General features: G+C 74.0%; 21 protein-coding genes. 6 read left to right on the top strand and 15 right to left on the bottom strand.

Features of this window, described 5'->3' with window-relative positions; translation table 11 throughout:
• The first annotated feature begins 100 nt into the window (after window positions 1-100).
• Window positions 101-1,399: a phenylacetate--CoA ligase PaaK gene (gene paaK, locus AB0N31_RS00975; RefSeq protein WP_366056168.1), complete on the top strand. Its 1,299-nt coding sequence runs from the start codon at window positions 101-103 to the stop codon at window positions 1,397-1,399.
• A gap of 19 nt (window positions 1,400-1,418) precedes the next feature.
• On the opposite strand, the gene AB0N31_RS00970 is transcribed toward paaK, so the two are convergent.
• The 7 genes from AB0N31_RS00970 to AB0N31_RS00940 all read right to left on the bottom strand — a co-directional run bounded on the left by AB0N31_RS00970 (window position 1,419) and on the right by AB0N31_RS00940 (window position 10,489).
• The gene (locus AB0N31_RS00970) at window positions 1,419-2,918 is read right to left on the bottom strand and encodes an acyl-CoA synthetase (protein ID WP_366056167.1); all 1,500 of its coding nucleotides are present in this window, start codon (window positions 2,916-2,918) and stop codon (window positions 1,419-1,421) included.
• Window positions 2,919-3,015: 97 nt separating this feature from the next.
• Window positions 3,016-4,608, bottom strand: coding sequence for an NAD(P)/FAD-dependent oxidoreductase (locus tag AB0N31_RS00965; RefSeq protein ID WP_366056165.1), 1,593 nt, complete (start codon window positions 4,606-4,608; stop codon window positions 3,016-3,018).
• Between the two features lie 133 nt (window positions 4,609-4,741).
• A complete protein-coding gene (locus AB0N31_RS00960; RefSeq protein WP_366056164.1) occupies window positions 4,742-5,587 on the bottom strand; it encodes an oxygenase MpaB family protein in 846 nt (281 codons plus the stop codon).
• 72 nt (window positions 5,588-5,659) lie between these two features.
• On the bottom strand, window positions 5,660-6,562 hold the full coding sequence (locus AB0N31_RS00955; RefSeq protein WP_366056163.1) for a universal stress protein: 903 nt from the start codon (window positions 6,560-6,562) through the stop codon (window positions 5,660-5,662).
• 404 nt (window positions 6,563-6,966) lie between these two features.
• Window positions 6,967-7,881 (bottom strand): universal stress protein, encoded by a 915-nt coding sequence (locus AB0N31_RS00950; RefSeq protein ID WP_366056161.1) that lies wholly within the window; start codon window positions 7,879-7,881, stop codon window positions 6,967-6,969.
• 314 nt (window positions 7,882-8,195) lie between these two features.
• Window positions 8,196-9,680 carry a HAMP domain-containing sensor histidine kinase gene (locus AB0N31_RS00945; protein WP_366056301.1) on the bottom strand — a complete coding sequence of 495 codons (1,485 nt, stop codon included), beginning with the start codon at window positions 9,678-9,680 and terminating at the stop codon, window positions 8,196-8,198.
• Window positions 9,681-9,739: 59 nt separating this feature from the next.
• A complete protein-coding gene (locus AB0N31_RS00940; protein ID WP_366056160.1) occupies window positions 9,740-10,489 on the bottom strand; it encodes a response regulator transcription factor in 750 nt (249 codons plus the stop codon).
• A gap of 242 nt (window positions 10,490-10,731) precedes the next feature.
• On the opposite strand from AB0N31_RS00940, the gene AB0N31_RS00935 reads away from it, so the two are divergent.
• From AB0N31_RS00935 to AB0N31_RS00925, 3 genes are all read left to right on the top strand, one after another.
• Window positions 10,732-12,093: a ferredoxin reductase family protein gene (locus AB0N31_RS00935; protein WP_366056159.1), complete on the top strand. Its 1,362-nt coding sequence runs from the start codon at window positions 10,732-10,734 to the stop codon at window positions 12,091-12,093.
• 7 nt (window positions 12,094-12,100) lie between these two features.
• A complete protein-coding gene (locus tag AB0N31_RS00930; RefSeq protein ID WP_366056157.1) occupies window positions 12,101-12,568 on the top strand; it encodes an FMN-binding protein in 468 nt (155 codons plus the stop codon).
• Window positions 12,569-12,726: 158 nt separating this feature from the next.
• Window positions 12,727-13,191 carry a pyridoxamine 5'-phosphate oxidase family protein gene (locus AB0N31_RS00925; RefSeq protein WP_366056156.1) on the top strand — a complete coding sequence of 155 codons (465 nt, stop codon included), beginning with the start codon at window positions 12,727-12,729 and terminating at the stop codon, window positions 13,189-13,191.
• Between the two features lie 89 nt (window positions 13,192-13,280).
• Here AB0N31_RS00925 and AB0N31_RS00920 read toward each other — a convergent pair whose 3' ends face one another.
• The 3 genes from AB0N31_RS00920 to AB0N31_RS00910 all read right to left on the bottom strand — a co-directional run bounded on the left by AB0N31_RS00920 (window position 13,281) and on the right by AB0N31_RS00910 (window position 16,036).
• A complete protein-coding gene (locus AB0N31_RS00920; RefSeq protein WP_366056300.1) occupies window positions 13,281-14,165 on the bottom strand; it encodes a universal stress protein in 885 nt (294 codons plus the stop codon).
• 113 nt (window positions 14,166-14,278) lie between these two features.
• Complete coding sequence (locus AB0N31_RS00915; protein WP_366056155.1) at window positions 14,279-15,184, bottom strand: universal stress protein; 906 nt, start codon at window positions 15,182-15,184, stop codon at window positions 14,279-14,281.
• A gap of 477 nt (window positions 15,185-15,661) precedes the next feature.
• The gene (locus AB0N31_RS00910) at window positions 15,662-16,036 is read right to left on the bottom strand and encodes a ferredoxin (protein WP_366056154.1); all 375 of its coding nucleotides are present in this window, start codon (window positions 16,034-16,036) and stop codon (window positions 15,662-15,664) included.
• Window positions 16,037-16,193: 157 nt separating this feature from the next.
• On the opposite strand from AB0N31_RS00910, the gene AB0N31_RS00905 reads away from it, so the two are divergent.
• Window positions 16,194-16,559, top strand: a complete 366-nt coding sequence (locus AB0N31_RS00905; protein ID WP_366056153.1) for a DUF6479 family protein — start codon at window positions 16,194-16,196, stop codon at window positions 16,557-16,559.
• A gap of 120 nt (window positions 16,560-16,679) precedes the next feature.
• Here AB0N31_RS00905 and AB0N31_RS00900 read toward each other — a convergent pair whose 3' ends face one another.
• Window positions 16,680-19,067, bottom strand: a complete 2,388-nt coding sequence (locus tag AB0N31_RS00900; protein WP_366056152.1) for an excinuclease ABC subunit UvrA — start codon at window positions 19,065-19,067, stop codon at window positions 16,680-16,682.
• A 317-nt stretch (window positions 19,068-19,384) separates the two neighbouring features.
• On the opposite strand from AB0N31_RS00900, the gene AB0N31_RS00895 reads away from it, so the two are divergent.
• Window positions 19,385-20,971, top strand: a complete 1,587-nt coding sequence (locus tag AB0N31_RS00895; protein ID WP_366056299.1) for a PAS domain S-box protein — start codon at window positions 19,385-19,387, stop codon at window positions 20,969-20,971.
• Here AB0N31_RS00895 and AB0N31_RS00890 read toward each other — a convergent pair.
• The 4 genes from AB0N31_RS00890 to AB0N31_RS00875 form a co-directional block, all read right to left on the bottom strand.
• Entirely contained in the window at window positions 20,940-21,287 is a 348-nt protein-coding gene (locus AB0N31_RS00890) for a hypothetical protein (protein ID WP_366056151.1), read from the bottom strand. The two genes, AB0N31_RS00895 and AB0N31_RS00890, sit on opposite strands and share 32 nt — an antisense overlap.
• A gap of 80 nt (window positions 21,288-21,367) precedes the next feature.
• A complete protein-coding gene (locus AB0N31_RS00885; RefSeq protein ID WP_366056150.1) occupies window positions 21,368-21,595 on the bottom strand; it encodes a hypothetical protein in 228 nt (75 codons plus the stop codon).
• Window positions 21,596-21,618: 23 nt separating this feature from the next.
• Complete coding sequence (locus AB0N31_RS00880) at window positions 21,619-21,837, bottom strand: hypothetical protein (RefSeq protein ID WP_366056149.1); 219 nt, start codon at window positions 21,835-21,837, stop codon at window positions 21,619-21,621.
• Window positions 21,834-21,974 carry a helix-turn-helix domain-containing protein gene (locus AB0N31_RS00875; RefSeq protein ID WP_366056298.1) on the bottom strand — a complete coding sequence of 47 codons (141 nt, stop codon included), beginning with the start codon at window positions 21,972-21,974 and terminating at the stop codon, window positions 21,834-21,836. Before AB0N31_RS00875 ends, AB0N31_RS00880 begins: the two co-directional genes overlap by 4 nt.
• Between the last annotated feature and the right edge of the window lie 160 nt (window positions 21,975-22,134).

Below are 22,134 nucleotides of genomic sequence, written 5' to 3'. Positions count from 1 at the left end.
CGGCCCCTTGCCTCACCGACGTGCGTCTGGATCAATGATCCGTGAGGCGTCGACCGAATGATCGGTCGTCCGGATCGGCACGGTTGGCGAGGAGGCGTCCGTGGTGGCTGCGAGGGATCCGCTGGACGAGGGCGAACGGCTCGGCCTGGACGCGCTGCGCGCGCTGCAACTGGACCGGATGCGCGCCTCGTTGCGGCACGCGTACGCCCATGTGCCGTTCTACCGGGACTCGTTCGACAAGGCGGGCGTCCACCCCGACGACTGCCGCGAACTCGCCGACCTCGCCCGGTTCCCCTTCACCACCAAGGCGGACCTGCGCGAGAACTACCCGTACGGGATGTTCGCGGTGCCGCGCGAGCGGATCCGCCGCATCCACGCCTCCAGCGGCACCACCGGCCGCCCCACCGTCGTCGGGTACACGGAGAACGACCTGTCCCTGTGGGCGGACATGGTGGCCCGCTCGATCCGGGCGGCGGGCGGGCGCCCCGGCGACACGGTCCACGTGGCCTACGGCTACGGCCTGTTCACCGGCGGCCTGGGCGCCCACTACGGCGCCGAACGGCTCGGCTGTACGGTCGTCCCCGCGTCCGGCGGCATGACGGCACGTCAGGTCCAGCTGATCCAGGACCTGAAGCCGGGGATCATCATGGTGACCCCGTCCTACATGCTCACCCTCCTGGACGAGTTCGAGCGGCAGGGCGTCGATCCCCGCGGCACCTCCCTGCGGGTGGGGATCTTCGGCGCCGAGCCGTGGACGGAGGAGATGCGCCGGGAGATCGAGGAGCGGTTCGCGATCGACGCGGTCGACATATACGGACTGTCGGAGGTGATCGGCCCCGGCGTCGCCCAGGAGTGCGTGGAGACCAAGGACGGGCTGCACATCTGGGAGGACCACTTCTACCCGGAGATCGTCGACCCGCTCACCGGCGAGGTGCTGCCGGAGGGCGAGGAGGGCGAGCTGGTGTTCACCTCGCTCACCAAGGAGGCGATGCCCGTGGTCCGGTACCGGACCCGGGACCTGACCCGGCTGCTGCCGGGCACGGCACGGCGGTTCCGGCGGATGCGGAAGGTGACCGGCCGCAGTGACGACATGGTGATCCTGCGCGGGGTGAACCTCTTCCCCACCCAGATCGAGGAGATCGTGCTGCGCACCCCCGGGGTCGCCCCGCACTTCCAGCTGCGGCTGACCCGCGAGGGGCGCCTCGACGCCCTCACGGTCCGCGCCGAGGCCCGCCCCGACGCCTCGCCCCGGGACCGTGACACGGCCGCCCGTTCGATCGCCGCGGCCGTGAAGGACGGTGTCGGGGTCTCGGTCGCCGTCGAGGTCGTGGACCCGGAGTCGCTGGAGCGGTCGGTGGGGAAGATCCGCCGGATCGTCGACCTGCGCCCGCGCGGGTAGCGGCGGCCGGGGCGACGCGCTACGCGCCGGAGAAGCGGTCGCGCAGCTCCCGTTTGAGGATCTTCCCGCTGGCGTTGCGCGGCAGTTCGTCCACGAACAGCACCCGCTTGGGCGCCTTGAACGCGGCGAGCTTCTCGCGGGCGTGGGCGACGAGTTCGCCCTCCGTGACCTCGCCGCGGGGGACGACGACCGCGGTGACGGCCTCGATCCACCTCTCGTCGGGCAGGCCGATCACGGCGGCCTCGGCGACGGCCTCGTGCGTGTAGAGGGCGTCCTCGACCTGCCGCGAGGCGACCAGCACACCACCGGAGTTGATGACGTCCTTCACCCGGTCGACGATCGTGAAGTAGCCGTGGGCGTCCCGCACGGCGAGGTCACCGGAGTGGAACCAGCCGTCGCGGAAGGCCTCGGCGGTCTCCTCGGGCTTGTCCCAGTAGCCCTCGCACAGCTGCGGGGAACGGTAGACGATCTCGCCCGGCGTGCCGTCGGGCACGTCCTCGCCGTTCCCGTCGACCACGCGCGCGTCCACGAACAGGACGGTACGCCCGCAGGAGTCCATGCGGCCCTTGTGCTCGTCGGGGGCCAGGACGGTGGCGAGGGGGCCGATCTCGCTCTGCCCGAAGCAGTTGTAGAAGGCGAGTCCCGGCAGGCGCTCGCGCAGCCGTTCCAGGACCGGCACCGGCATGATCGACGCCCCGTAGTACGCCTTGCGCAGCCCGCCGAGATCGCGGGTGCCGAAGTCCGGCCGGTTGGTCAGGCCGATCCACACGGTGGGCGGGGCGAAGACGCTGTCGACCCGGCCCGCCTCGATCAGGTCGAACAGGCGGTCGCCGTCGGGTGCGTCGAGGATGAGGTTGGTGGCGCCCACCGCGAGGTACGGGAGCAGGAACACGTGCATCTGCGCCGAGTGGTAGAGCGGCAGCGAGTGCGCGGGGCGGTCGCCGGCGCTCAGGTCGAGGGCGGTGATCGCGCTGAGGTACTCGTGGACCAGGGCGCGGTGCGTCATCATCGCGCCCTTGGGAAGGGCCGTCGTGCCGGAGGTGTAGAGGAGCTGGACCAGGTCCTCGGCGCGCGGCTCGGGGCCGTCGTACGCGGGGGCGGCCGCCAGGAGGGCGAGGAGCGAGTCGTCGGCGTCGCGCAGCGGCAGGGTCGGCACGCCGTCGGGGAGCCGGCCGGCGAGGCCGGGGTCGGTGAGGACCAGGGCGCTGCCCGACTGGCCGACGACGTAGGCGAGGTCGTCGCCGGTGAGGTTCTGGTTGACGGGGACGTGGACCAGGCCGGCGCGGGCGCAGGCCAGGAACGCGATGAGGTAGGCGTCGGAGTTGTGGCCGTAGGCGCCCACCCGGTCGCCGGGGGCGAGGCCCCGGCCGAGCAGGGCGCTCGCCGCGCGGGAGACCGCCGCGTCGAGTTCCCCGTAGGTCCAGGTGCGGTCGCGGTACTCCACCGCGACGCGTGCGGGAGTGCGTCGGGCGCTGCGGCGCAGCACCCCGTCGACGGTGCTGCCGTGTCCGGGCGTCATGGCACATGATCCTCGGCGGGCCGCCGGGACAGGTCAAGCCGGCGGGGCGGGGGGGGGCGTGCCCGCGCCGGGCGGGAGGGCTCCGTCCGGCGGGGCCTCATCCGGCGGGGTCTCGCCGGGCGAGGTCCTCCAGGACCGCCATCGCCGCGTTGTGCCCCGGCACCCCGCTGACCCCTCCCCCGCGCACCGCGCCGGCGCCGCACAGCAGCACGTTGGCGTGCGCGGTCTCGACGCCCCAGCGGCCGACACCGTCCTGGGCGTGCGGCCAGGCCAGGTCGCGGTGGAAGATGTGGCCGCCGGGCAGCCCGAGGTCGTGCTCCAGGTCCAGCGGGGTCTTCGCCTCGATGCAGGGGCGCCCGTCGGCGTCGGTGGCCAGGCAGTCGGCGAGCGGCTCGGCGAGGTGCGCGTCCAGTTGGGCGAGGGTGGCCTCGAGCAGTTCCTCGCGTACGGCGTCGTTGTCCCGTTCGAACAGCCGGGCGGGGGTGTGCAGACCGAACAGGGTGAGCGTCTGGCAGCCCCGCCGGGCCAGGTCCGGGCCGAGGATCGTCGGGTCGGTCAGGGAGTGGCAGTAGATCTCCGACGGCGGGGCGGTGGGCAGGTCGCCGGCCGCGGCCCTGGCGTGGGCGGCGGCCAGTTGGGCGTACCCCTCGGCGATGTGGAAGGTGCCGGCGAAGGCCTCGCGCGGGTCGACGGAGGTGTCGCGGAGCCGGGGCAGCCGTCTCAGCAGCATGTTCACCTTGAGCTGGGCGCCCTCGGCGGGGGCCGGCGGGGTGTCCCCGGTGAGGGCGGCGAGCGCCTGCGGGGAGGCGTTGACGAGGACGTGGCGGGCGGCGGTGACGCTCTCGCCGTCGGCGGTGCGGTGGACGACCTCGGCGCTGCGTCCGTCGGTGTCGATCCGGACGGCCTCGTGGCCGGTGGCGAGGACGGCGCCCGCGCTCCGGGCGGCGTCGGCCAGGGCGTCGGTGAGCGCCCCCATCCCTCCGACGGGCACGTCCCAGGCGCCGGTGCCGCCGCCGATCACGTGGTAGAGGAAGCAGCGGTTCTGCTTGAGGGAGGCGTCGTGCGCGTCGGCGAAGGTGCCGATCAGCGCGTCCGTCAGGACGACGCCCCGCACCAGGTCGTCCGCGAAGTGCTCCTCGACGGCGACGCCGACGGGCTCCTCGAAGAGCATCCGCCAGGCCTCCTCGTCGTCGATGCGACGGCGCAGCTCCTCGCGGGTGGGCAGCGGTTCGGTGAGCGTCGGGAAGACGCGTCCGGCGAGGCGTCCGGTCATACCGTAGAAGCGCTGCCAGGCCGCGTACTCCCGTTCACCGCCGGTCAGCCGCGCGAACGCCTCGCGGGTGCGTGCCTCGCCGCCGCCCACGAGCAGCCCGGTCGGCCGCCCGTCACGCTCCACGGGCGTGTACGAGGAGATGGTGCGTCCCCGGACCCGGAAGTTCAGCCCGAGATCCCGCACGATCTTCGGCGGCAGCAGGCTGACCAGGTACGAGTAGCGCGACAGCCGGGCGTCCACGCCGGCGAACGGCCGGGTGGAGACGGCGGCGCCCCCGGTGTGGTCCAGCCGCTCCAGCACCAGCACGGACCGCCCGGCCCGCGCCAGATAGGCGGCGGCGACCAGCCCGTTGTGACCGCCGCCGACGATGACGACGTCGTAGGAGCGACGTCCGGGGTCTCCCTCGTGTGCAGGCATGGTTCTTCGTAACACGGGGCGATCAGGACCGGCCAGAGGCGGACCGTCACCGGCGCGGCACCGCTTCCCGGCCGGTCACCGCGAGCGGGGGTCGGCGGTGGCCCGCCTCGCCGGTGGCCCCCGGAGGCCCTGCCTACCGTGCGGCTCGGCACGGCGCCGGACGCGCCTCGGGGCCGAGCCGTGCCACGGCCCGCAGGATGTGCCGGGGCGGCAGCTGCCACCGCAGACGTGCCGGAACGGCGCGCAGGACGGCGCCCGTGGCCCGCAACCGCCGGGTGACGGTCGCGGGCGGCGGGGCCGCGCGGCCGTACAACTCGTGCGCGTACGGCGGCAGGGAGCCGTACGCCAGGTCCGCCACGTGCCGCCACAGCACGGCGCGGGCCGGGACGAGCAGAGGGTGCACGGGCGGGCGGCGCAGGAAGTCGTCCACCGCGTGCGCGTCGTCCCCGGCGGCGAGTTCGGGCCGCACCTTCTCGAAGTAGGCCTCCATCGCCGCCCTGTCGGCGGGTACGGCGTCGGGGTCGAGGCCCACCAGGCGGGCCGCGACGCGGTGTTCGGCGAGGTAGCGGTCGGCGGCCGCATCGGTGAGGGGGTAGCCGGAGCGGCGCAGGACGTGCAGGTAGGAGTCGATCTCGGCGCAGTGCACCCACAACAGCAGTGCGGGGTCGTCGATGCCGTACCGCTCCCCGGTGTCCGGGTCGTTGGCGGACAGCAGGCGGTGGATCCGGCGGACCCGGGCCCCGGCCTTCTCGGCCGCCTCGGCGGTGCCGTAGGTGGTGGTGCCGACGAAGTCCGCGGTGCGCATGAGACGTCCCCAGGCGTCGCGGCGGAAGTCGGAGTTCTGCAGGACGCCGCGTACGGCGCGCGGGTGCAGCGCCTGGAGGTGCAGCGCGCGGATCCCGGCGACCCACATCATGGGATCGCCGTGCGCCTGCCACGTCACGCTGGCCGGGCCGTACAAGCCGGGGTCGGCGCTCATACCGGCAGTGTGGCCGGGATCGGCGGCCGACGCCACCGTCCGGACCGGCCAAATCCGGTGCGGCCGCTCCCCTCAGACGTGCGGGACGACGGCCACCGGGCAGCCGACGTGGTGGATCGCGGCGTGCGTGACGGGCCCGGTGCGGGGGCCGACCCGGCGTTCGGCGACGCGGTGGCCGACGACGAGGAGACCCGCTCCGGTCGCCGCCCTCACGAGCGCGCTCGACGGCCTGTCCTCCACCACCGTCTCCAGGACCTCCACGTCGGGGTACTTGTCGCGCCACACCTGGAGCGCGGCCTTGAGGACGCCCAGCCATTCCTCGCCCTGCCGGGACTCCCGCACCAGGCCGATGTCGCCGGTGCCGAGGCCGACCGGGCCGGCCGTGTGCCAGGCGTGCACGGCGCGCAGGCGCGCGCTGCGGAGCCGGGCCGCCTCGAAGGCGAACTCGACGACCTCGTCGCAGGCCTCGCCGAGGTCGACGGCGAGCACGACGTCCCGGTGTCCGGTGTCCGTGGAGGCGCCTCCGTCGCCGGCCGGCAGGTGTTCGTCCGCCGCCTCCTCGTCCGCCCGCACGAGGACGACGGGGCACTCGGCCCGCGCGACCACGCCGAGCGCGACGGAGCCGACGAGGAATCCGGTGAAACCGCTCAGCCCACGGGAGCCTAGGACCAACAGGCCGGACCGGTCCGCGGCCTTGAGCAGGGCGGCGGTGGCCGGGCCCTCCAGCTGCTCGTCGGTGAGGCGCACGCCGGGGCGTTCGGCGCGGGCCCGTTCCTCCGCCTGCCGCAGTGCGCGCCGGGCGAGGTGCCGCCGGGCGGCGCCCGTGCTGTCGCCGTCCTGGTTCCGGGGGTGCCAGGCCAGGGCGTGCACCAGGTGCAGTGGCCGGTCCCGCCGGGCGGCCTCGCGGGCCGCCCACGCGGTGGCGGCCAGGCTCTCGGCGGATCCGTCGACTCCGGCGGTCACGGGCAGAAGCATCTCCGCACCTCCCACATTCGCTCTGTACTTCCGGTGCCAGCGTCGCCCGGCGGGCGGTGGGGCGGCAGAGGCTGCCCGGTCCCCTCCGGGGGGCCGTCCGGCCCTTTTCCGTGACACCCCGTCTTCAGTGACGACACGTTTTACGTGACTCTCCGTCAGGCCGGTGTGCAGGGGCCTCGGTTCGTGCCGGGCGAGCGCGGGTGGAGGAGGACGGAGCCGGCCGGGGCTCACGGGGACCGGGAACCGGGACCACCGCCGGTCAGGTGGCGGTCGCACGGCGTGCGGGAACGCGGCGGGCCGACCCCCTCGCCCGGCCCACCGCGTCCGGGTTCCCGGGAACCCGGAGGGCCGAGGCGTCCCGCGCCGGCGCGGGCGGTCCGCCGGGGGCCGCCCGCCTCCGCGGGTCAGTCGTGCGGGACCACCGCCACCGGCGCGGAGGCGTGCTGCAGCACCGCGTGTGTCACCGGCCCGATGCGCCCGCCGACCGGTGCCCGGCGCCTCCTGCGTCCGACGACGACCAGGGACGCGTCCCTCGACGCGTGCACGAGGTGACGGCCGGCGCCGCCGATGACGGCCTGCTCCCGCACCTCCACGCCCGGGAACTTGTCCTGCCAGGGCCGCAGGACGTCGCCGAGTCCGTGCCGTTCCTCTTCCGTCGGCTCGGCGTCGGGTCCCGGCTCCAGGACGGCGCCGTAGCCCTGGTCGACCGCCGGGTTCCAGCCGTGGACCACCCGCAGGCCCGCCGCGCGGCGCCGGGCGGCCTCGAAGGCGAACTCGACGACGGCGTCGGCCGGGTTCCGCGGGTCCAGCCCCAGCACGACCTCGCGGTAGGGGGTGGTGGTCGCGCCGGCGCCCGTGGCGTCCGGCAGGTGCTCGTCCTCGGGGTGGCCGTCGGCCCGTACGAGGACGACGGGGCGTTCCGCACGCGCCACCGTGGCGAGGGCGACGGAGCCGACCAGGAAGCCCGACACCGTGCCGAGGCGCCGGGACCCGAGGACCAGCAGTTCGGTGTCCTCCTCGGCCGCCAGCAGGGCGGGGACCACCGGGTCCTCGGTCTGCCGGGTGGTGATCCGCAGGCCTGGGTGGCGCTCCACGAGCCGGGAGGCGGTCCCGCTCAGCAGCTCGGCCGCCCACGCGCGTTGCGCGTCGAGCACGCCCGGTGCCGGAAGGCCCGCGAGCGGCGCGTAGAGGGGGCGCGGCGGTTCCCCGGCGTGCAGGAGGCACAGGGGCGTCTCTCGTTGTGCCGCCTCGCGAGCGGCCCAGTCGGCGGCGGCGAGGCTTTCGGGCGAGCCGTCGAGACCGACGGTGATGGCGAGCATGTGCGGACCTCCTTCAGGGGTGCGTCCCCAGTCTGGCGGGCCACGCCCGCGGGTCGGCAGGGCCGGAGGTCCCCGCCGGGAGCCGAACGGCCCCGAGGCGTCACCGGTGCGCCCCCGCGCGGCGGTCGTCCGCCCGCGGCCGGTGCGGTACGGGTGGCCGCGGCCCGTGCGGGGGCTCGGCAGCCGAACGGCGAACCCGTCGAACGCCGCGGCGAGGGCCCACGCCAGGGCGGGAGCCGCATGAGCCGAGGGGGCCGGGCCGGGTCCGTGGGGGCCGCCCTCCTCGGGGCCGCCGACCGGTGTCCGGCCGTCCGTCACGGGCGATCGGCCGCCGGCCGGGCCGGGAGCCGTACGGTGAAGGTGGTCGCCCCCGGGACGCTGTCGAGGGCGACGCTGCCGCCGTGGGCCTCCGCCACGGCGGCCACGATCGACAGGCCGAGGCCGGTGCCGGTGCCGCCCGGCGCGCCTTCCGTACGGCGGCGCTCCCCGTGGGTGAAGCGCTCGAAGACCCGGGGGCGGACGTCCTCGGGGACGCCGGGGCCGTCGTCGTGGACCTTCAGCTCCGCCGTCGTGCCGTCGGTCTCCACCGAGACGGTGATCGTGGTGCCGACGGGTGTGTGCAGGCGCGCGTTGGCCAGCAGGTTGGCCAGTACCTGGTGGAGGCGGTGGGCGTCGCCCGTCACCGTCACCGGTTCCTCGGACAGTTCCAGCGTCCAGCGGTGTCCGGGACCCGCGGCCTGCGCGTCGGTCACGGCGTCCAGGACCAGCCGGGTCAGGTCGACGGGCAGGCGCTCCAGGGGACGGCCGGCGTCGAGGCGGGCGAGCAGCAGCAGGTCGTCGACCATCTCGCCCATGCGGGCCGCTTCGGCCTCGATGCGCTCCAGGGCCCGCACCACCTTCGGCGGCACCGGACCGGGGTGCAGCAGCGCCAGCTCCGCGTGGCCGCGGACCGTCGCCACGGGCGTACGCAGCTCGTGGCTGGCGTCGGCGGCGAAACTGCGCAGCCGCTCCTCGCTCGCCTGCCGCTTGGTCAGCGCGTCCTCGACGTGGCCGAGCATGGTGTTGAAGGCGTCGGCGACCCGGCCCACCTCACTGCGCGGGTCGGCCTCGGGCGCGCGCGGCCAGAGCCCCACCTCGCCGCTGGACAGCGGAAGCCGGCTGACCCGGGTGGCGGTCGCGGCCACCCGGCTGAGCGGTCGCAGCGACCAGCGCACCCACAGGGCCCCGGCGAAGCCGGTGACGACCAGCGCCGCGCCGAAGACGACCGCGGCGACCAGTTCCAGCCGGTGGACGGTGGCCTCCACGGGCTCCATGGGGAGCCCGGTGACCAGGACGTCGCCGTCCACGCCCCGGAACGCCATCAGGCGGTACTCGCCCAGGGAGGAGAGCTCGGTCGTGTGCCCGTCGCCGTCGGCCGGCAGCCCGGCCAGCCGACGGCTGTCGCGTGCCCCGAGCGACACGTTCACCGTGCCGGTACGGCCGCCGGACGCCACCACCGCGGCGTTGGTGACCGTGTCCCCGACGAGCCGGGCCCCGAAGGTTCCGACGGTCTGACGGCGGGTGTCGCCGTCGCCGTCCTCGTCGCCGTCGCGGTCCGAGGGCAGCGTCCCGACGTGCTCCAGGCTGGCCGGGAACCGTACGCCCGCCTCCCGCAGCTGCTGGTCGAGACGGCCGGTGAGGAAGCCGTTCAGCTCCAGCACCGCCGCCACCCCGACGGCCGCGCAGCTGACGGCGAGCAGCACGACGAGTCCGGCGGTGAGCCGCGCCCGCAGCGTGTGCGGCCAGGGCGGACGCGGCAGCCGCCGGGCCGTCCCGCGCGGGCGCGGCCGACGCGCGGAAGCCCGCCGCGGCCGCGTGCTCACCGGGTCACCGGCTTGAGCACGTATCCGGCGCCCCGCACCGTGTGGATCATGGGCGGGCGGCCCGCGTCCACCTTCTTGCGCAGGTAGGAGATGTACAGCTCGACGACGTGGGCCTGGCCGCCGAAGTCGTAGGACCACACGCGGTCGAGGATCTGCGCCTTGCTGAGCACGCGCCGCGGATTGCGCATCAGCAGCCGCAGCAGTTCGAACTCCGTCGGGGACAGCTCCACGAGGTCGCCGCCGCGGGTGACCTCGCGGGCCTCCTCGTCCATGACCAGGTCGCCGACGGTCAGCCGCGGCCCGTCCTCGCTCTGCCGGGCCATGCCGGCCCGGCGCAGCAGACCGCGCAGCCTGGCCACGACCTCCTCCAGGCTGAACGGTTTCGTCACGTAGTCGTCGCCGCCCGCCGTGATGCCCGCGATGCGGTCCTCGACGGCGTCCCGTGCGGTCAGGAAGAGAACGCACACGTCGGGGCGAACGCCGTGCAGCGAGCGCAGCACGGAGAAGCCGTCGGTGTCCGGGAGCATCACGTCGAGGACGACGGCGTCGGGGAGCAGCTCGCGGGCCTCGGCGACGGCCGAGACGCCGTCGCCGGCCGTGCGCACCTCCCAGCCCTCGTAGCGCAGGGCGCCGGAGAGCACCTCCGCGAGGTCGGGGTCGTCGTCGACGACGAGGACCCGGATGGGGGCGCCGTCGGTCCGGGTGAGGGCGGGGCGGCCGGAGCCGCGGTGGCGGGGAGTGTTCATCTCACGTACCAGGATGCGGTCCCGCCGCGGCCGGGGCTCCTTCCCGGACCTCTGAGTTCGCTCTGAGTCCGCTCTGAGTCCGCCCTGCCGCCGTTCCGCCCGTTCACCTCGGCGACTCCTCCCACCTGCGGCGGAACCGTGCCGCAGCGCCGAGCGCTGAGAGCGGGCTCAGAGGTTGCGTCGGCACAGTGTCGTTGCGTACGGCCGCAGCGGACGTACGGAAAAGCCGAAGGAACACACGGATGACGACGATGTACGCGCGACCAGGGGTCGCCCCCGCGCCTCCCGTGCCTCCCGCGCCCAGGCGTTCCCCCGCGGGCCCCGTGCTGGCCGCCCTGTGGGGCGGGGCCGCCGCCGTGGTCGCCCTGTGGTGGTACGACACGGGGTCGGTCGTGGGCACCGCGGGCTGGCTGACGGGAGCGGGGCGGATCGCGGGACTGCTGTCCGGGTACGCCTGCGCCGTGCTCGTCGCCCTGATGGCCCGTGTCCCGCTGCTGGAGCGGCGGATCGGGTCGGACCGGGTGACGCGCTGGCACGCGATGGCGGGCCGCTACACGATCTGCCTGCTGGCGGCCCACGTCGTGCTGATCCTGCTCGGGTACGCCGCCCAGGACCGCTCCTCCGTCGTGGACGAGACGATCACGGTGGTCCTGGACTATCCGGAGATGCTCAAGGCCACCGCCGGCACCGTCGTCCTGTTCGCGGTCGGGATCGTCTCGGCCCGCGCGGTGCGCCGCCGGGTCGGTCACGAGTTCTGGTACTACGTGCACCTGCTCACCTACGCCGCGGTCTTCCTCTCCTTCGGCCACCAGCTCGCCCTCGGATCCGACTTCACCGGCAACGGATGGGCACAGGCGGCCTGGTACGCGCTGTACCTGGGGGCCGCGGCCCTGGTGGTGTGGTTCCGGATCCTCGCCCCGGTCCGGCTCAACCTGCGTCACCGGCTGCGGGTCGACTCCGTGCACCGGGAGGCACCGGGCGTGTACTCCGTCGTCATCCGTGGCCGGCGGCTGGCCGAGACGGGCGCGCGGCCGGGCCAGTTCCTGCGGTGGCGCTTCCTCACCGACGGCATGCGCTGGACCTCGACGCCCTACTCCCTGTCGGCGCCGCCGCGTCCGGACCTGCTGCGGATCACGGTCAAGGCGCTCGGCGACCACAGCGCCGCCGTGGCCCTGCTGCGGCCGGGTACCCGGGTGTGGGCGGAGGGCCCCTACGGGGCGCTGACCGCGGACCGGCAGACCTCGCCCAAGTCCCTGCTGGTCGCGGGCGGCGTCGGCATCACCCCGCTGCGGGCCCTGTTCGAGACGCTGCCCGGCGACGTCACGCTCGTCTACCGGGCCCGCACGGCGGAGGACCTCGCCCTGGGCGGGGAGCTGGAGGCCGTCGCACGGTGGCGCGGGGCCAAGGTGCTCTACGCGCTCAACGGCCCGCACGGCCGGCGTCCGGACCTCACGGCGGGATCCCTGCGCGCGGCCGTCCCCGACCTGGCCGCCCACGACGTGTACCTGTGCGGCCCGCACGGGTTCGCACGGGACCTGTACGAGGCGCTGCGCGCCGCGGGGGTCCCGGACCGCCGCATCCACCACGAGTCCTTCGAACTGTGAGGCCGTCTTGCACACCTTGAGGAAGAACCACCCGCTGCGCCGCATCGTGCTGGCGAGCGCCGCGACCGTCTCCGGGATCGTGCTGGTGCTGTCGCTGAAGCCGCACACGGCGCCGGCCGTCGCCGGGCTCGCGTCCTCTCCCGTGCCGTCCAGCAGTTCCGGCGCGTCGGCCGGGTCGGGCGGATCGACGGTCGCGGGAACCCGGACGCTCACCGGGGACTCGGTCCAGACCCGCTACGGCCCCGTCCAGGTCCGCGTCACGGTGAAGGACGGCAGGCTCACCGACGTCACCGCGGTCGCCTACCCCCAGGAGAACCCGAGGGACCAGCAGATCAACGGCTACGCCATCCCCCAGTTGACCCGGGAGGCGCTCAGCGCCCAGAGCGCGGACATCGACACGGTCTCGGGAGCCACCTACACCAGCGACGGCTACCGTCAGTCGCTCCAGTCGGCGCTGGACTCCGCGAGCGGCTGACGCCCGCCGGGCGGGTCGGCCGGGACCATCGGACGCCCCACAGGGCCGGTCGGCCCTGGTGAGGTGGGCGTCCGCCCGGTTCGAATGGCCCGGTCGGCCGCACGCGCGGCTGCGGGAGACAGAGACCTGTGACCGATCCGACGATACGGATGTCTGCGATGGCCGGTGACGACGACCAGCCGAACGCCCCGGAGGCACGGACGAGTGTCGAGCTGGACGCTGCCGAGGCGCTGCGGCTGCTGGGCGGCGTGTCCCTGGGACGGATCGTCTTCACCCGGCACGCGCTGCCGACCGTCCGCCCCGTCAACCACGTCCTGGTCGACGGCGACGTCGTCATCCGCACCCACGGAGACGCCGCGCTGGCCCGGTACACCCGGCAGAGCGGGGCGGAGGGGGCCGTCGTCGCCTACGAGGCCGACGACATCGACCCCGACACCCATCTCGGCTGGAGCGTGGTCGTGACGGGCTATGCGCGGCTGGTCACCGATCCGGGCGAACTCGCCCGCTACCGGGCCCTGCTGCGGCCCTGGGCGACGCAGAGGATGGATCACGCCGTCCGCATCGGTCCCGATCTGGTCACCGGAGTCCGCCTGACGGCGCACGATCCGTCCCCGCTCGTGTGAGACCCCGGGGGCGGGCCGGGCCCGACCCGGCCGGGTGCTCCCGCCCCGCCCCCCCTTGCGGCGCGTCTCCGCCGGGCCGGCCGCGCCTCTCACGGCCGTTCGGGTACGACCGCCACCGCGCAGGCGGCGTGGTGCAGCACCGAGTGGGCGACGCGCCCCAGCTGGAGTCCGAGGTGTCCCGGGTTGCGCCGGGCGCCGACCACCAGCAGGTCGGCCTCGTGCGAGGCAGCCAGGAGCACCCCGCGGGCCGGGCCCTCCACCGTGCGACGGCGCAGTTCCACGTCGGCGGGCACGTCCTCGAGTGCCTGCTCCAGGATTTCGGCGGCACGCAGTTCGTGCACCCTGGCGGGTTCCCCGACGAGCAGGGGGTGGTCGGTGGTCTCGTGCGCGGGGCACCGCCAGGCCCGTACGGCCTCCAGCGTCGCGTCGCGCAGCCTGGCCTCCTGGACGGCGAAGCGCAGCGCGGCGGAGTCCGTGCCCTTGTCGCCGACGCCGACGACGACGCGGCCGTGCCTCCCGGCCCGGACCTGGTTGTCGTGACTGCCGCGCAGCACGATCACCGGGCAGTCGGCGTGGGCAGCGACGCTCAGGCCGACCGAGCCGAGCAGCACCTCGGCGAGGCCGCTGCGGCCCCGGTGACCGAGCACCAGGGCGCAGGCGTTGCGTCCCTCGCGGACGAGCGCGGAGTCGGGTTCCTCGGGCAGCACGTCGGTGGAGACCTTGACGTCGGGGCGGCGCAGTGCGGCCCGGTTCGCGGCGACTCGCACGATGGCCCCGGCCGTCACCTGCTCGGCCGCCCCTTCCAGGTCGTCGGTGAGGTCCTCGGCGAGGGAGTCGCCCTCGTACCGCTCCCAGAGGGAGGCGTACACCACTCGGAGCGGGACCCCGCGCAGGGCGGCCTCGTCGGCCGCCCAGTCCACGGCCCGCAGGCTCGGCTCGGAGCCGTCCACGCCCACCACGAGGGGGAGGTCCACCGTGCTCACCGCCCCTCGTCCGGAGCGGCGACGGCACGGGCCCGGACCTCGGCGGCGGGGGGCTCGGCGAACGCTGGAACGACCGCTGCGTTCATGGCTTCTCCTCCTCGGGGTCAGGCGTGGGCGACCACGGCGACGGGGGCCGCCGAGTGGTGGAGGACCGCGTGCGTGGTGTGACCGATGTGGGCGCCGAACGGGCTGCGTCGGATCCGGCGGCCCATGACGACGAGCGAGGCCTCACGGGCGGCGTCCACGACGTGGCCGGCCGCACTGCCGTAGCGGGACATCTCGACGACCTCGACGTCCGGGAACTTCTGCAACCACGGCCGCAGCGCCTCGGAGAGGGCCTCGGCCGCGCTCAGGGCCAGGGCCTCGTGGCGCGCGGGGTTGGCGGGCATGGCGTACGCGTGGTACGGCGGCGGGTTCCAGCCGTGGACGACCCGCAGGGACGTGTCGCGGAGCCGGGCGGCGTCGAAGGCGAACTCGATCAGTGTCTCGTCCGGGTGGTCGACGTCGAGTCCGAGCACCACGGGCCGGAACGGTGTCGCGGTGGACGGTATCCCGGTCGGGTCCGCCTCGTGCTCGTCGGCGGCCGCTTCCAGCGCGCGGACCAGGACGACGGGGCGGTCCGCGTGCGCGAGGGCGGACAGACCCACGGAACCGATCATGAACCCGCCGACCCCGGTGAGACCGCGGGAGCCCAGGACGAGCAGTTCGGCACTCCTCGCCGCCTCGGCGAGGACGTCACCGGCCTGTCCGGAGAGCTGCTCGCTGATCACCTCGACACCGGGATGGCGCAGGCTGACGCCCGCGGCGGCCTCCCGGGGAATGCGCTCGGTCCAGTGCGCCTGCGTCTCACCGCCGAGCAGCGGTGCCTGGGCCATCGGCTCCGGGGCCGGCTGCCAGACATGCACGATCTTCAGCGGCAGACCGCGCAGCTTCGCCTCGCGCGCCGCCCATTCCACGGCGGCGCGGCTCTCGCGCGAGCCGTCGAGACCTACGGTGACGGTGCGGAGCATGATCTCCACCTCCTCGTCGAGGGATCTTGGGCTCAGGATCCGGGACAAGGGATCCGGGAGGGGGTCCGACACCAGCGTCGCCCTCGGGGGCGTCGCCGGGGCAGGGGCCACTGGTCCCGAGGTGGAGCCGACCGACCCGGGCCCGGTACGTGCCTCAGTCCATTCTCCTGCCGGACGGGCGTCGGCGCCGTACGCGGGGCGTTCCCGGGCCGGTCCGGGAGATGATCGCCCGTCGGATCTCGTAGTCGCCGCCGCGGACGGTGAGGACCACGGCTGAGCGGTGACCGGGCCGACGGTGTCGAGCGCCGTCAGCGGCAGGGGGCTCCGGCCCCGGCGGCCTCGTCGAGGAGGACGAACCGCCCGACCGGCGTCAGCCCGCGCCGGGAAGGGCGGTCAGCGGCCGAGGACGCCGTCACCGGCCGGTCGAGGGCGGCGGCCGTCCCGGCCCCCGTCCCGATCGGCACCGGGGTCACCACTTCACTCCAGCGTCTGAAGGAAGTCGGTGCAGGCCTGGGCGCACGCGCGGCACGCCGCCGCGCTGTCCTCGGCACCCGGGTGCCGGTCGAAGGCGTGCGCGGTCTCCAGGCAGACGGTCCGGCACCACTCCACCTGGACCCGGATGCCCGCCTCGTCCACCCGGTTGTCCTCGGACAGCACACGGCAGGTCGCGTCGCAGACCTCCGCGCACATGATCCCCTTGCGGCGTACGAGTTCCTGCTCTTCGGTTCCGTCCGGATTCACCAGGCTCGCGCGCAGCGCGCTGGCCCGCGCACACTCGGTGCACGCCTGGGCGCATGCGAAACGGTCCTCCAGAAACCGGAAGAGTTCCTGTTGGGATGTCGTCGAAGTCACACAGCGCGGGTAGCCGCGGCGCGCCGCGCCAAACCCTGCGGCAGGCCGGCCGCGACGGCCGCGGCACCGATCCGGTACCGGTCCGGCATCGCCCCCGCACGGAGAGCGACGGCACCGCGAAGCGGTTCGTGACCGATTAGCGGGGTATTCACCTGATATGACTAGCGCACACATGCAGTTGGCCGCCGCGAGCGGCCTGCTCAGCGTGGCCATGTTCGTGGTCGGTGTGGCCCTCGTGGCCCTGCTCGCCGGCAGCTTCTGGCTGGGCGCGCGCGTCAAGCAGCGCGAGCTGCCCCGGCCGCGCCCCGAGGAGCAGCCGCACCTGCCCCCGGGGGGACCCGTGCGCGAGGTCCAGGAGATCCGGGAGCCCGACGAGGTGCCGCGGACCGGGAAGGGGGGCCACGCCCTCACCCCGTACGAACTGACCAACATGGGGACCCGGCCGAGCGCGTCCACGTCGCGGCCGCGCTGGAGTCGCGGCAGCAGCGGTTCGTTCGGCGGGGGCGGCCTGGGCGGGCACTGACCGCTCCCCGTGACCGAGGGCCTCTCGTTCGGATCATGCCGGGCTCGCGGGCCCCGAGGTACGGCGGCGATCCGGTCCGTCGGCCGGGATCGCGGTGTCCGGCCACGGCCGGGCGGGGCGTCAGGCGCCGACGTACGCCGCCAGGTGCTCGCCGGTGAGGGTGGAGCGGGCTGCGACGAGGTCGGCCGGGGTGCCCTCGAAGACGATCCTGCCGCCGTCGTGACCCGCGCCGGGACCGAGGTCGATGATCCAGTCGGCGTGCGCCATGACCGCCGGGTGGTGCTCGACGACGACGACCGACTTGCCGGCGTCGACCAGCCGGTCCAGCAGTCCGAGCAGCTGCTCCACGTCGGCGAGGTGCAGGCCGGTGGTCGGCTCGTCGAGGACGTGGACGCCGCCCTTGTCGCCCATGCGGGTGGCGAGCTTGAGCCGCTGCCGCTCGCCGCCGGACAGCGTGGTGAGCGGCTGGCCGAGGGTGAGATAGCCGAGCCCGACGTCGGCGAGGCGGCCGAGGATGCGCTGCGCGGCCGGGGTGTGCGCCTCGCCGGAGCCGAAGAACTCCTCGGCCCTGGACACCGGCATCGCGAGCACCTCGCTGATGTCCCGGCCGCCGAGGCGGTGCTCGAGCACCGCCGCCTGGTACCGCTTGCCCTCGCAGTCCTCGCAGGTGGCGGCCACGCCGGCCATCATCGCCAGGTCGGTGTAGACGACACCCGCGCCGTTGCAGGTGGGGCAGGCGCCGGCGGAGTTGGCACTGAACAGGGCCGGCTTCACGCCGTTGGCCTTGGCGAACGCCTTGCGGATCGGGTCGAGCAGTCCGGTGTAGGTCGCCGGGTTGCTGCGCCGTGACCCCTTGATGGGGCTCTGGTCGACCGTCACCGCTCCCGCGTCGGCGGGTATCGACCCGTGGACGAGCGAACTCTTGCCGGAGCCGGCGACCCCCGTGACGACGACGAGCACGCCGAGCGGGATGTCCACGTCGACGCCCTGGAGGTTGTGCGCCGTCGCGCCGCGGATCTCCAGTGCCCCGGTCGGCCTGCGCACGGAGTGCTTCAGCGCGGCCCGGTCGTCGAGGTGGCGGCCGGTGACGGTGCCGCCGGCCCGCAGCCCCTCGACGGTGCCCTCGTAGCAGACGGTGCCGCCCGCGGTGCCGGCGCCGGGGCCGAGGTCGACGACGTGGTCGGCGATCGCGATCGTCTGCGGCTTGTGCTCCACGACGAGCACGGTGTTGCCCTTGTCCCGCAGGCGCAGCAGCAGGTCGTTCATCCGCTGGATGTCATGGGGGTGCAGGCCGGTGGTGGGCTCGTCGAAGACGTAGGTGACGTCGGTGAGCGAGGAGCCGAGGTGGCGGATCATCTTGACGCGCTGCGCCTCGCCGCCCGACAGGGTGCCCGCCGGCCGGTCGAGCGAGAGGTAGCCGAGGCCGATCTCCGCGAACGAGTCGAGGGTCCCGCGCAGCGCCGTGAGCAGCGGCGCCACCGAGGGCACGTCGAGCTTGCGCACCCATTCGGCGAGGTCGGTGATCTGCATCGCGCAGGCGTCGGCGATGCTGATCCCGTCGATCCTCGACGAGCGGGCACCCTCGCTGAGGCGGGTGCCGTCGCACTCGGGGCAGACGGTGAAGGTCATGGCGCGCTCCACGAAGGCGCGCACATGGGGCTGGAGCGCGTCGACGTCCTTGGCGAGCATCGACTTCTGGATCTTCGGGATCAGCCCCTCGTACGTCAGGTTGATGCCGTCGACCTTGATCTTGGTCGGTTCCCGGTAAAGGAGATCGTGCAGTTCCTTCTCCGTGAACCTGCGGATCGGCTTGTCCGGGTCGAAGAAGCCGCAGCCGCTGAAGATGCGGCCGTACCAGCCGTCCACGCTGTAGCCGGGGATCGTGAGCGCGCCCTCGTTGAGCGACTTGCTGTCGTCGTAGAGCTGGGTGAGGTCGATGTCGGAGACCGTGCCCCGGCCCTCGCAGCGGGTGCACATGCCGCCGGTGCGCTGGTAGGTCGCCTTCACCGTCTCCTTGGCGCCGCGCTCGACGGTGATGCCGCCGCTGGCCCGCACCGAGGCCGTGTTGAAGGAGTAGGCGCCGGGCGGGCCGATGTGCGGCTCGCCGAGCCGGCTGAAGAGGATGCGCAGCATCGCGTTGGCGTCGGTGGCGGTGCCGACCGTGGAGCGGGGGTCGGCGCCCATCCGCTGCTGGTCGACGATGATCGCGGTCGTCAGCCCGTCGAGCACGTCGACGTCGGGCCTCGCGAGCGTCGGCATGAAGCCCTGCACGAAGGCGCTGTACGTCTCGTTGATCAGCCGTTGCGACTCGGCGGCGATCGTGTCGAAGACCAGCGAGCTCTTGCCCGAGCCGGACACCCCCGTGAAGACGGTCAGCCGGCGCTTCGGGATCTCGACGCTGACGTCCTTGAGGTTGTTCACGCGCGCGCTGTGCACACGGATCACGTCGTGGGTGTCGGCGGCGTGCGGCGCGGACGGCCGGCCGTCCGTCCTGTCAGCGGGGCTCATCAACAGTCTCCGTCCGTGTTCCTGGGCGTCGCCCCCACGCTATGTGCCGCCCGCGGCCCGGCGCTTCCCGTTTCTTGGTCGAACCGGACCGTTCCTGTCCGGCCGGGCGGTACGAAACCGTGCCATACCCCGCGTACCGGAGGTGAAGCGGCGCCCCGACGGCCCGTGTCTTACGCCCGGACCGCGATCGGCCAGCTTCGGGCGTGAACGGTCAGTAAGCGACATCCCGGAGCGGGGCGGGCGCGAAGGCGCTGAGATGGCTTGAATCATCGCGCAAGGTGAGGTGGGACATGGCCGACTTGGTGCAGGCGGAACCGGTGGAACGACGGTACGGCTGCCGCGCCCCTGTGCGCGAGAAGGCTCCGGGCGGGGCGGAGGAACGGTTCCGGGGGCTGCTGGAGGCGGCACCGGACGCGATGGTCATCGTCGACGACCGGGGCACCATCCGGCTCGTCAACGCCCAGACCGAGGCCCTCTTCGGCTATCGCCGCGAGGAACTCCTCGACCAGCCGGTCGAGTTGCTGCTGCCGCACCGCTTCCGCGAGCAGCACACCGGGCACCGCAGCGGGTACACGGCGAACCGCCAGGTCCGGCCCATGGGCGCCGGACTCGAACTGCTCGGGCTGCGCAAGGACGGCACCGAGTTCCCCGTCGAGATCAGTCTGAGCCCCCTGGAGACCACGGACGGGCTGCTGGTGTCGGCGGCGGTCCGCGACGTCTCCGACCGCAAGGCCGCCGAGGCCCGCATCAACGAGCTGGCCGCCCTCGTGGAATCGTCCCAGGACGCCATCCTCGCCCACACCCTGGACGGACGCGTCACCTACTGGAACGCGGCGGCACAGCGCCTGTACGGCTACACCGCCGACGAGGCCATCGGCCGGCACGTCTCCCTGCTGGCCCCGCCCGAGCTGCGCGGCGAGGTCAGGGCGCTGCTGCGGCAGCTCCGGCGGGGCCGGAAGGTGGAGCACTTCGAGACGCTGAGGGTCACCAGCGGCGGTGCGCTGCTGGACGTCGACGTGACCCTGTGGCCGACCCGGGACACCCGTGGCACGGTGGTCGGGGCGTGCGCGATCGTGCGGGACATCAGCGACCGCAAGCGCGCCCAGGCCGAGCTGACCGAACTGTACGAGCAGCAGCGGCACATCGCCCTCACGCTCCAGCGCAGCCTGATGGGCACCCCGCCCGCGCTGCCCGGCCTGGCCACCGCCAGTCGTTACCGGCCCGCCACCCAGGGCGCCGGGGTGGGCGGCGACTGGTTCGACCTCGTGCCGCTGGGCGGCGGCCGGGTGGGGGTGCTGATAGGCGACGTGATGGGGCGGGGTCTGGAGGCCGCCGCCGTGATGGGCCAGCTGCGCTCGGCCGCGCACGCGCTGGCGAAGACCGGCATGCAGCCGCGGCAGCTGATGCGGGCGCTGGACACCTGCGTCGCCGACCTGGACGTGCCCGACCAGCTCGTGACCTGCTGCTATCTGGTCATCGCCCCGAAGACGGGCACGGTGACGATCTGCTCGGCAGGCCATCTGCCGGTCCTGGTCGCCGGGGCCGGCAAGGGGGTGCGGGCGCTCGACTGCCCGGTCAACATGCCCCTCGGGGTCGGCGACGGCCCGTTCGAGCAGGCCCGCGCGCAGATACCGCCGGGAGCCACCCTGGTGCTGTACACGGACGGCCTGATCGAGACGCCGGGCAGCGACATCGAACTGCGCATCGGTGAACTCACCCTCCTGCTCGATGAGTTGTTCACCGACGCGCCCTGTCTGGAGACGGCCGCCGACCAGGTGCTCGCCGGCCTCCTGCCGGACCCGGAGAGCCACAACGACGACGTGACCCTCCTGCTGGCGCAGCTCCCGACGGTCCGGAGGTCGTCTTCGAAGGTCAGGTCCGGAGCAGGATCGAGGCGGTGGTGACGGCGGCGTGGCAGGACTCGCGGATCTTGTCGTGGCCAGTGACCGGTCCGCGCCCCTGCTCGGGGCGGTCGAAGGAGCGTTCGGCGTCGCTGCGGCGGGGGTGGAGGCGCCGGGTGAAGCCGGGGCGGCCGTCCGCGGCATGTGCCGCGGACGGCCGCCCCGGGATCCGGTGGACGCATTCGGGGATCGTGTGCGGGATGCCGCGTCGTCGCGGGTGTGCGCGGATCTTCCGCGAGTTGTAGCCGTTGTCGGCGAGCACATGACCGGGGTCGACGCCCCCGGCCGCGTCCTTCGCCGCCCGGACGGCCCGCAGCATGCCCGAGAGCGTGCCGTCCAGTGCCCCCCGCGCGGAACCGCGTGTACGGGGTCTCCCAGGAGCTGTGGCGTTCCGGCACATCACGCCAGGCCGATCCGGTCCGCAGCTTCCACACGATCCACGACGAGCGGAGGACTCGACAGCAGCACCAGGACGAGCCACCAGTGATCCGGCGACCGCAGGGGATGGGCGCCGGGCGGAACTGCTTTCGGCGGCGCCAGACATGCTGCCACCGCCAGGACGGCCGGCGTCACGTCCGTCACCGCGGCCGGTACCCGGCGGCCCGTGAAGGACCGCGACTCTCTCATGAGGTCAGAGGTAAAGGCGCTGCTCACGCGACCCGACCTCCCCGGGCGGGAGCCACGAGGCTGTTCTTCCTCCTTCCTGCTTCCTCCTCCCGGAGGAGACACGCGGTTGAAGACCTCTGCAGGTCGTCCTCGAGCGACTCGAAGCCCTCGTCCGCAATCGGCTCGAACATCTCCAGCACCGGTCCGACACCCTCGGCGACTTCATAGTCGACCCCGGCCTGTGCCCGACGAACCAGCGTCACCCTGACCAGCGGAAGCCAGTAGGCATCGTGCGCCGGTTGCGACGCGTCTCGCGGCTGATGGTGGAGGGGCTGCGGCCCGGCTCTGCGGCTGTCTGCCGGATCGACGCCTTCTCGCGCAGCCGGTCCGCGGTATGGATGCGCTTGTGCTCCTGCGAGTACCGCGGCGGATCAGCAGGCGGTTCCTCCGGGTCTTACCGAGCCACGAGCGTGTGCCCGTACTGCGGGTGGATCGGAGGAACCGCCTTACGGCCGCTCCTGGATGCGTGACTGTCGTTGCACCACTTCTTGCCCGTTCGT

The sequence above is a fragment of the Streptomyces sp. NPDC051051 genome (assembly GCF_040682975.1).
Lineage (GTDB): Bacteria > Actinomycetota > Actinomycetes > Streptomycetales > Streptomycetaceae > Streptomyces.
This window is presented reverse-complemented; position numbering and strand designations above follow the sequence as displayed.